2 protein-coding genes and 1 pseudogene are annotated in these 2,997 nt (G+C 53.3%); all 3 read right to left on the bottom strand.

Annotated elements, in window-relative coordinates:
- Positions 1-69 precede the first annotated feature (69 nt).
- Positions 70-648, bottom strand: a complete 579-nt coding sequence (locus tag C442_RS20015) for a hypothetical protein (protein WP_008313709.1) — start codon at positions 646-648, stop codon at positions 70-72.
- A 1,185-nt stretch (positions 649-1,833) separates the two neighbouring features.
- Positions 1,834-2,640 (bottom strand): hypothetical protein, encoded by an 807-nt coding sequence (locus tag C442_RS21250; protein ID WP_239642349.1) that lies wholly within the window; start codon positions 2,638-2,640, stop codon positions 1,834-1,836.
- A gap of 12 nt (positions 2,641-2,652) precedes the next feature.
- Positions 2,653-2,772 (bottom strand): annotated as a pseudogene (locus tag C442_RS23170) (HNH endonuclease); the annotation flags it as partial.
- Positions 2,773-2,997 lie beyond the last annotated feature (225 nt).

The raw sequence follows: 2,997 nt of genomic DNA, 5'->3' as shown, positions 1-2,997 counted from the left end.
ACGATGACCGAGGCGTTGATGACCTCATGGAAGAGATCGATCATCTCTTTGTTCACTCAACTGCTGAAGCTAACGTGCAAAGCTGAGTATGGCCAGTTGAAACGATCGGGTCATAAGCGTGTCCCACTGCAATCGCTGTCCAAGTTTGATTCCCAGTATTCCTCCCATCAGGAGCAAGTAGAGTCCTAATATTGACAGAATATCTGAGGAATTCTGCTCGTATACTATTGCGCCTACTGAGAGACGATGATAGGGTGCTTCGACCTGCGTTATTTTGTACGCTGCAGAGCTTGAGAGGTAAAAATCGTGTTCACTCCACTCCTCTGGGGGGCTCTCATCTGGGTGGCCGAACAGTGTTATGGGCGGACCTCGATCTGTTATGGACAAATCTCGCTCTATCTTCGCTCCGATTACGCGCCGAACCGACGGAGGGACATCTTGATACTGGAGGGTGTTATTGTTAGTAACCGCGGATGTTTCCTCCAGTTTCACGTGCTTGTTTGTTCCCTCAACCGCGCGTTCAGATTCGATCTCGTATGCTATGTAGCTACTCGCCAGCAAACCAGAGATCAAGAGTGTAACGAAAGCTAGATACGAGAACCACGACAGGGCGGACTTGACTTTGTCGTTAATGCGGCTACGCTCCATGTCATCACTATCGCCTACTGTTGCACTTGAAATACCATGTGTGATGGTAAAACATACAGTCGGACTTGTCTATCTATCACTCACACCCGCGGTAAACGGCGATATACCCCTCGCTGATTTATCTGGCGAATGCAACCAAATACTGGTCTCGTGGATGGTCCTCCTATCGAGTTCGTGTCCGAAAACGGCGATTAAAACCCCCGCAAGATGGGCCGCAACTGAATCGTCCCAACGCTTGCTCTCTCCCCAAGGCGAGGGTGCGTCACCCCCGCCCCGTTCGCCGTAGCGAGGTCCTTGCGGACTACTCGCGCTTAAGCTGCAAGACGCGAACCGCGATGGACAATGTCGTCAGGACTGTCGTCACAGCCCACATTGCCATCTTCACTGCGCCGCAGCCCGCGAAGAGCGTTCCAAGCATCTTGCGGGGTTGGTGACAGAACGTCACCAGTGTATTGAAAGACAGCCTGCCCTAAAGCGTTATTGGTGACAGTGCCGCTGCTCAAAAATCTAATACACAGGGAAGTGAAAGTCACCTCCCCGCAGATGCTTGGAACATTCGTACATACTGCCCACCCAGTGATATAATTTATGCCACTATTGCATACTGCGATGCTCAGACAAACCTACGGAACGGGAACCTGCAGGTCCAGCAGTGATACGATTGGAGCAGCACACATCCGAGAAACCCAGCTGCTGTCTCTGTCGCTACAGTCGCCGACATCGTAGGGCCGAACTTCTGGAGTCCGTGACCCACTCGCGACCTGAACAACACAAATAGCAAAAGAGTATCGACTCCGTTCCTACACCACCTCACGCCGCCGTTCGTACTCGTCACGCTCCAGTGCCCACTTGTATGTACTTCCGGGCGCCGGGTCACCAAGCCACGCCAGACACCGCTCGGTCGCTGCGACGGGTATCGTCAGCCGCCGATCCCAAACCGGGACTCCGTAGCCTCGCTCGACGAACACCTGCTCGCCAGTTGTCGGTGATCGTCTATGCGACCGTCGAGTTGGTACGTGGTCGCGTCGAGTGCTCGTGTTAGCTGGCCTAACGTTGCAGCCGACGGCCTCACAGACTGAGCACCGGTATGTCGTGGCAGCAGCCTAACGAGACAGCGAAATACGATGAACGGTTCTACAGCCAGAATGGGCTGAGTGTTGTAGGGCTTGACCCCGAAGGAATCCATCACCCGCCGCCGACTTTTGTCTCTATCTTCTCTGCCATTTCATTATCGTGATTGACCAGCAGTTCAAATCCTAACCATAGCTCGGCTAGCACAAGGCCCCCGATTAGTATTGCACTCGCAGATGCTCCCAGTGGATTGACTGAGAGGAGTGTCAGGAGGAACACGATGGGGAAAGTGACGAAACTCTTAGCCCCAAGGTGCTTCGCTATCCCCCACAAGTAGTGCGGGACGTTGTCGAGAGTGAACTCGGGCGGCTCAACTGTTGCCCGATAGCCTTTGACCCGCTCTCGTGGAGTCAACTCGACATTTTGAGACGCTTTCGTGTCCTCCTTGTACGAGACTCTAACATTCACTTGTGACCGCTCAGGAGAGGTATAGACGACAGTGTCGTAGTTGTCTCGGTCACTGTCACCTACTTCCGATACCTCCGCGGTTGTTGCTGACTCTACGACTGGCGTTGCAGGAGACAGCACGCCCTTCATTCCAGCTAGCCCGGCCGAGACATACAACCGGTTGTGTGGTTGCGACCGTGCCACTAGACCTCGCTGTTTGAGTGTCTCAGCTAACTCGCTTCCATCAGAACTGAGTGATTTCGCCTGTTCTGCTGGTATCGGTTCACAGACCGTCGTAATCGCCCGGACATTTTTCTCTACTATCTCAGCCTCACCGAGCCGTCTCAAATCAAACTCTAACTCCGGGTCAATACCATGCGTATGGACGACTGCTACCCGATCATCGGCAGCAGAATCCGGGAATACAGGTGCGTTTCCGACCGAACCAGACACCTCTGGGTTGTCCGGATGCATAACGGAGTGACAGTCACCGCAGAGCCCAACTAAATTATTGAGTTGGTTGGAGCCACCATTTGCTAAGTGGCGAACGTGGTGGCAGACAGCAGTATCGACATCTCCCTTGTATCGACCGCAACGCCCACACAGGTACTGCTGTTGGTCCCAGATCGCCTCTCTTCGGGCCTTCCAGTCTGGTGGATATTTTCCATCTCCATACCAGGATTCTTGTGGCCCATACGAACCCGGATTATCGTACTCCGGGTTGATATCGAATTGGGTATATAGGGCTCTGTTGAATCACTAGACAGCGTCGGGATAGGTCGCTAAATCAAAGGAGTTGAAGCGGGATGATTCGGTTGCCTATGACACAAA

The organism is Haloarcula amylolytica JCM 13557 (assembly GCF_000336615.1).
Lineage (GTDB): Archaea > Halobacteriota > Halobacteria > Halobacteriales > Haloarculaceae > Haloarcula > Haloarcula amylolytica.
Note: the sequence above shows the minus strand (reverse complement) of the source record. Positions and strands in the feature narration are given on the sequence as shown.